This is a genomic window from Achromobacter sp. (genome assembly GCF_036567245.1).
Classification (GTDB): domain Bacteria; phylum Pseudomonadota; class Gammaproteobacteria; order Burkholderiales; family Burkholderiaceae_B; genus Achromobacter.
Genome location: NZ_DATCUY010000361.1, coordinates 1 through 5,240, shown reverse-complemented (window position 1 = coordinate 5,240; position 5,240 = coordinate 1). Strand labels below are relative to the sequence as shown.

At 66.4% G+C, this 5,240-nt stretch carries 7 protein-coding genes; 5 read left to right on the top strand and 2 right to left on the bottom strand.

The features are described from left to right. Nucleotides 1-801: MFS transporter (locus tag VIR09_RS15625; RefSeq protein ID WP_332013697.1), on the top strand; the 801-nt coding region annotated here is incomplete at its 5' end. A gap of 7 nt (nt 802-808) precedes the next feature. Here the strand turns inward: VIR09_RS15625 and VIR09_RS15620 are convergent. Next, nucleotides 809-1,189 (bottom strand): cupin domain-containing protein, encoded by a 381-nt coding sequence (locus VIR09_RS15620; protein WP_332013696.1) that lies wholly within the window; start codon nt 1,187-1,189, stop codon nt 809-811. Between the two features lie 83 nt (nt 1,190-1,272). Between VIR09_RS15620 and VIR09_RS15615 the strand changes: the two genes are divergently transcribed. Both VIR09_RS15615 and VIR09_RS15610 read left to right on the top strand, forming a co-directional pair. Then, nucleotides 1,273-1,512, top strand: coding sequence for an Arm DNA-binding domain-containing protein (locus VIR09_RS15615; RefSeq protein ID WP_332013695.1), 240 nt, complete (start codon nt 1,273-1,275; stop codon nt 1,510-1,512). Continuing rightward, nucleotides 1,509-2,057 carry an ureidoglycolate lyase gene (locus VIR09_RS15610; protein WP_332013694.1) on the top strand — a complete coding sequence of 183 codons (549 nt, stop codon included), beginning with the start codon at nt 1,509-1,511 and terminating at the stop codon, nt 2,055-2,057. The genes VIR09_RS15615 and VIR09_RS15610 overlap by 4 nt, the downstream gene beginning before the upstream one ends. Nucleotides 2,058-2,109: 52 nt before the next feature. On the opposite strand, the gene VIR09_RS15605 is transcribed toward VIR09_RS15610, so the two are convergent. Continuing rightward, nucleotides 2,110-2,661, bottom strand: coding sequence for a hypothetical protein (locus VIR09_RS15605; protein ID WP_332013693.1), 552 nt, complete (start codon nt 2,659-2,661; stop codon nt 2,110-2,112). Nucleotides 2,662-2,841: 180 nt separating this feature from the next. On the opposite strand from VIR09_RS15605, the gene VIR09_RS15600 reads away from it, so the two are divergent. Both VIR09_RS15600 and VIR09_RS15595 read left to right on the top strand, forming a co-directional pair. Next, complete coding sequence (locus VIR09_RS15600) at nt 2,842-4,374, top strand: DUF1254 domain-containing protein (protein WP_332013692.1); 1,533 nt, start codon at nt 2,842-2,844, stop codon at nt 4,372-4,374. Between the two features lie 203 nt (nt 4,375-4,577). After that, on the top strand, nt 4,578-5,240 hold a 663-nt coding region (locus VIR09_RS15595), incomplete at its 3' end, for an FGGY family carbohydrate kinase (protein ID WP_332013691.1).

Here is a 5,240-nt window from a genome sequence, read left to right as displayed (position 1 = left end):
GGCGCCGTGGGCGGCCTGGGCCAGTTCACCATGGTGCCGGCCGCGCAATGGCTGATCAGCGGCTGGGGCTGGGTCGCGGCCCTGCTGTCGTTCGCGCTGGTGCTGGCCATGCTGCTGCCGCTGGCGCTGCCGTTGAGGGAGTCCGCCGGGCGACAGCAGGGCGCGGCCGAGGCGGATGCAGGGCTGTCCATGTCCGCGGCCATACGCGAGGCCTTCGCCCAGCCCGGCTTCTGGCTGCTGAACCTGGGCTTCCTGGCCTGCGGCTTCCAGCTGGCCTTCATCGGCACGCACCTGCCCGCCTACCTGATGGACAAGGGCCTGCGCGCCTCCGACGCGGTGGCGGCGCTGGCCATCATCGCGCTGACCAACGTCATGGGTACCTATGTGTGCGGTGTCCTGGGCGGACGCCACCGCCGCAAGTACCTGCTGGCCGGCATCTACTTACTGCGCACGGCCGCCATTGCGCTATTCGTGCTGCTGCCGTTGTCGTCATGGACCGTGTACGTGTTCGCGGCGGTCATGGGCTTCGTCTGGCTGGGCACGGTGCCGCTCACCAACGGCCTGATATCGCAGGTGTTCGGTGTGCGCTACATCACGACCCTGTTCGGCTTCGTGTTCTTCGGCCACCAGTTGGGATCCTTCCTGGGCGTGTGGCTGGGTGGGGTGGTGTTCGAGGCCACCGGGTCCTATGACCTGATCTGGCTGGGCGCGATGGCGCTGGGGGTGCTGTCGGCGGCGCTGCACTGGCCGATAGACGACCGCGAGATCCAGCGTGTCCGCACCGCTGGCGCGCCCGGCTAGCGGCGGCTTACAGCGGCCGGTGCTGCGTGCCCGCGCCCATGGTGATGTGCAGCATGCGGCAGGGGCCGGCCACCTTGAGCGTGTGCCAGATGCCCTTGGGGATCACATAGGCGTCGCCCGCCTGCATCCGCACGGCCTGCTCGCCTGTCGGCCATTCCAGACGCAGTTCCGCCACGCCTTCGGTCAGGCGCACGACCTCGTCGGCCTGCGGGTGCATTTCCCATTGCGGCCAGTCCGTTTCGAAAGCGTATTCGGATACGAGCCAACCGCGGCCGTATCGTTCGAGTTCTTCTTCTGGCTGCGACCAGAAGGCGTTGCCGCCTTCGACGGCGGTACAGGCGCCCGAGGCGTCCAGCAGGAGATAGTGCGACGACAGATTGGTAGTCATGTTGCGCTTCCTGGCGTGAGGGGTATCGGGCCAGTGTAAAGCGATATCATGTGCATCTTCATCGGCTATAACAGGAGAGGGCGATGCGCCAGGGATTCGATGGGGTCAGGCCCGCGTCCGAGTCTTCCATCGAGATCGGCTTCTTCCATGAAGGCCGGCATTGCGTCGAACGCATCCGGGCCAAGCCCACCGCCGCCAACCTCAAGCGCGCCGCCGACCGCCGGGCCGCCATCCTCGAGGCCATCGCGCGCGGCGAATTCGACTATGACGCCGAGTTTCCCAAACGCGGCGGCACGACCAAGCCAACACAGGGTTCCGCATGACGAGCGACAAGCAACTGGACATCGACGATCTGACACCGGACGCTTTCAGGGCCTACGGCTGGATGCTGGGCAAGCCCATGCCGGACGGCCATGGCGTGCCGTTGTTCTCCAACCCGGCCACCGACTTCTGGCAGGAGCATCTGTTCAACACGGGCGCGGGTGGCGATGCCGAGCTGCTGTGGGTCAACTACCGCAGCCAGTCCTTTGAGATCTCCAGCCTGGAAAAGCACCTGCTGACGCAGCAGGCCATCGTGCCGTTGACGGGCGAGATCATTCAGGTCGTGGCGCGCAGCGCGGCTGACGGCAGCCCCGATCTGGCCACCCTGATGGCATTCCGCGTGCCGCAGGGGCAAGGCGTCTGCATGCGTCCGGGCTGCTGGCACGCCACGCGCGTCACGGACGAGGAAGTCACCTGCCTGATGCTGACGCGCCGGTCCACCACAGTCGATCTGATCCAGCACCTGACCACGGACGCCTCCGCCAGCGAAAGCGCCATCACGGCGATTCCCGTCCAGCGGCTCGAAGCCCAGGCCCAGGCCGCCTAGACGCCGGTTCGTGGTCCGCAAGGCGTACCGCCAAAGTCCGCAGGCCTCGTCGTCAGCCTGCCTCGCTATATTCGTAGCCCAGGCGGGCGAACAGCGGCCACTTGTTGCGATAGCTGGCTGTCCAGCACATGCCGTAATAGGCCTCGAACGGTTCGTCTACCTGGCGCACGTGAATCCGGGCGGCCGCCGCGGCGTCCGCGGGACTAAAGGCCTGGCCCGGTTTCGGGTACAGGGCCCCTTCGGATACCGGCCTGCCGCAGTGGGCGCAAAAGTTGGTCCATTGCCCCTGGTTGTCGGGGTTCTCGCGGTAGTGGGGAGACAGCGCCTGCATGGCCTGCGCCACCGTGGGCGATAGCAGCCAGGTCTGCGAAATCAGAGCGGGGTCGCCGATATCCAGCCATTGCGGCGGGTTGAACAGCCATGTACTGAAAGCCGCGGGGCTCAGCCCGGGGCTGTCGGCATCGGCTTCGTCCAGCTCGATATCGGCTTCGGTGCATTGGTGGCCGGGCGGCACGGCCAAGGCGTGCACAGGCGTTTCCTCGCCGCAATGCGTGCACGCGTGCGCCGCCTGCAGTACGAAATAAGAGGACGCGCGTATGTTCATTTGCGGGTATTCCGCGGCCGGATCTGGCGTGTGCATGGGCTGGTGCTGTTCCTGTTCGGGCTTGCCGTTTCTTCTACATCGCGGGGAAATATGCCAGAATTCCCGGGAATTTACGCTTTGAATGCGATGCCGGCCGCATGGGCGTCGCCAACCTCACGCAGTGTTGTGTTGGAGCACCGGATGCGCGATAGCCAGAGTAGCACTGGATTTTTCCCCAAGGTCCGCGGCAGCGGTCCCGCGATGATGGCGGCGCGCTTGGTCATCGCGGCAGTGCTTGCGGGCGGGATGGCGGGGTGCGTCTTCAACTCCCACGATACTAGCGGCTCGCAATCAGTAGGCATCGACGGCGTCACCGCGCAGCAGGCGCGCGGCATCGCCCGCGAGGCCTATCTGTATGGCACGCCCATGGTCGCAAGCTACCAGACCATGCATGCCTTCAGCCTCGACAAGAACAACCCGCAGTACAAAGGCCCGTTCAACACCGTCAACAACGTCGCGCGCGTCTTCACACCCGAAGACACCGCCTTCGTCACGCCTAACGCCGACACGCCATACACGTTCGCGGTCCTGGACCTGCGCGCCGAACCCGTGGTCATCACCGTGCCCGCGATGGAGCCGCGCCGCTACTTCGTGCTGCAGCTGATGGATCTGTACACCTACAACTTCGCCTATATCGGCAGCCGCAGCACGGGCAATGGCGGCGGCCGGTTCCTGGTCGCCGGCCCGCGCTGGAAGGGCAAGACGCCGGCCGGCATCACCAAGGTGATCAGGTCGGAGACCGACCTGGTCAACCTGGTCGGGCGCACCCAGCTCTTCAACGCCGGTGATCTGCCCAACGTCAAGCGCATCCAGTCGCGCTACAAGATCCAGACCTTGTCGGCCTTCCGCAAGCAGCGCGCGCCCGAACCGGCGCCGGCCGTGGACTGGATCGCGCCCGAGCCGCCCGCGCAGATGCGCAGTTCGCTGGAGTTCTACAACCAGCTTGCCTTCCTGCTGCAGTTCGCGCCCGCGCACCCTTCGGAACAGTCATTGCGCGAACGCTTTGCCAGCATTGGCCTGGAACCCGGGCAGCAGTTCGACTTCGCCAGCATGAACCCCGCATTGCGCCGCGCCCTGCAGGAAGGCATGCACGACGGCCAGAACGACATCGACAAGAACCGTGAAGCCCTCAACGGCAGGACCGACGGGCTGTTCGGCGATCGCAGCACGCTGAAGAACGACTATCTGGCGCGCGCCACCGGCACGCAGGTCGGTATCGGCGGCAACAGCCGCGAGGAAGCGCTCTATCCCGTGCTGGAGAACGACAGCACCGGCCAGCCGCTGGACGGCCGTAACAAGTACACCCTGCGCTTCGCGCCGCGCAGCCTGCCGCCCGTCAATGCGTTCTGGTCCATGACCATGTACCGCCTGCCCGAACAGCTGCTGGTGCCCAATCCGCTCAAGCGTTATCTGATCAACTCGTCCATGCTGCCGTCGCTCAAGCGCGACCGCGACGGCGGGATCACGATCTACCTCCAGTCGGAGTCGCCGGGCAAGGGCAAGGAAGCCAACTGGCTGCCCGCGCCGGCCGGGCCCTTCATGGTCACGCTGCGGTACTACTGGCCTAAGCCGGCGCTGCTGGAAGGCAAGTGGACTTCGCCGCAGATCGAGCGGGCGAGGCAGGCGCCGGCGGCTCGGCCTGCCGCAGTCATGCCGCCGCAAGGGCGAAATTAGGGTTGGTTCCTGCCTGGAATCGGCAGTAGTCAGGGACCACACAGAAACCCTGGCTGGACTACAATTTCCCTAAGCCGGAACGCCCGTTCCGATGGCTGTCCGATCACGCAGAATTCGCCTCCCATGCTTGATATCCAGACTCTCCGCCCGCTGCGGGCCATGCAGCCCGGGCGCGGCCAGATCCGCCTGACGCAGGTGCCGGCATGAGCTATGTCCTGGCGGTGGATCTTGGCGGCACGCGCTTTCGCGCCGCGTTGGTGGACGCGCGCGGTGATATCGCGCATTCGTGTTTCATCGACAGCCCGGCGCGCACCGGCCTTGCCGCTCAACCCGGCTGGGACGAGATCGACGCCGATGCCTGGTGGGGCGGGTTGCAAGCCCTGGCCGAGGCCCTGGCCGCGCAGGCGGATGCTGCTTTTAACGCGGTGGAGGCCATTGCGATCTGCGGCGTCACGCGCACGCAGGTCTTCATCGACGCGCACGGTGCCGCAATCCGGCCGGCCATCACCTGGCGTGATACGCGCGCGGCGGCGGATGTGGGCGCGTGGCTCGCGTCCACGCCGTCTTCCCATCCCGAACATGCGCAGATCAATGCCTTTCATCCGTGGGCGCGCGTGGCCTGGCTGCTGCACGCAGAGCCCGAGCACGCCGCGCGGGTGCGGATGGTGCTGGAACCCAAGGATTATCTGAATTTCCGCCTGACCGGACGAGCCGTGAGCGACACCGTGTCGATGGCGCGGCTGGCGGCGGCCGCAACGGCCGGGCCCGAGTGCGCCGATCTGCTGACGGCGGCGGGCGCCAATCCGGCCTGGGTACCACGCCTGCTCGATCCGCTGGAGGTCGTAGGCGCCGTGCAAGCGGGCCTG

Excerpts from the sequence above, each read along its gene's own strand:
- VIR09_RS15620 (WP_332013696.1), bottom strand. The coding sequence starts at position 1,189 with ATGACTACCAATCTGTCGTCGCACTATCTCCTGCTGGACGCCTCGGGC.
- VIR09_RS15615 (WP_332013695.1), top strand. The coding sequence starts at position 1,273 with ATGCGCCAGGGATTCGATGGGGTCAGGCCCGCGTCCGAGTCTTCCATC.
- VIR09_RS15610 (WP_332013694.1), top strand. The coding sequence starts at position 1,509 with ATGACGAGCGACAAGCAACTGGACATCGACGATCTGACACCGGACGCT.
- VIR09_RS15605 (WP_332013693.1), bottom strand. The coding sequence starts at position 2,661 with ATGAACATACGCGCGTCCTCTTATTTCGTACTGCAGGCGGCGCACGCG.
- VIR09_RS15600 (WP_332013692.1), top strand. The coding sequence starts at position 2,842 with ATGCGCGATAGCCAGAGTAGCACTGGATTTTTCCCCAAGGTCCGCGGC.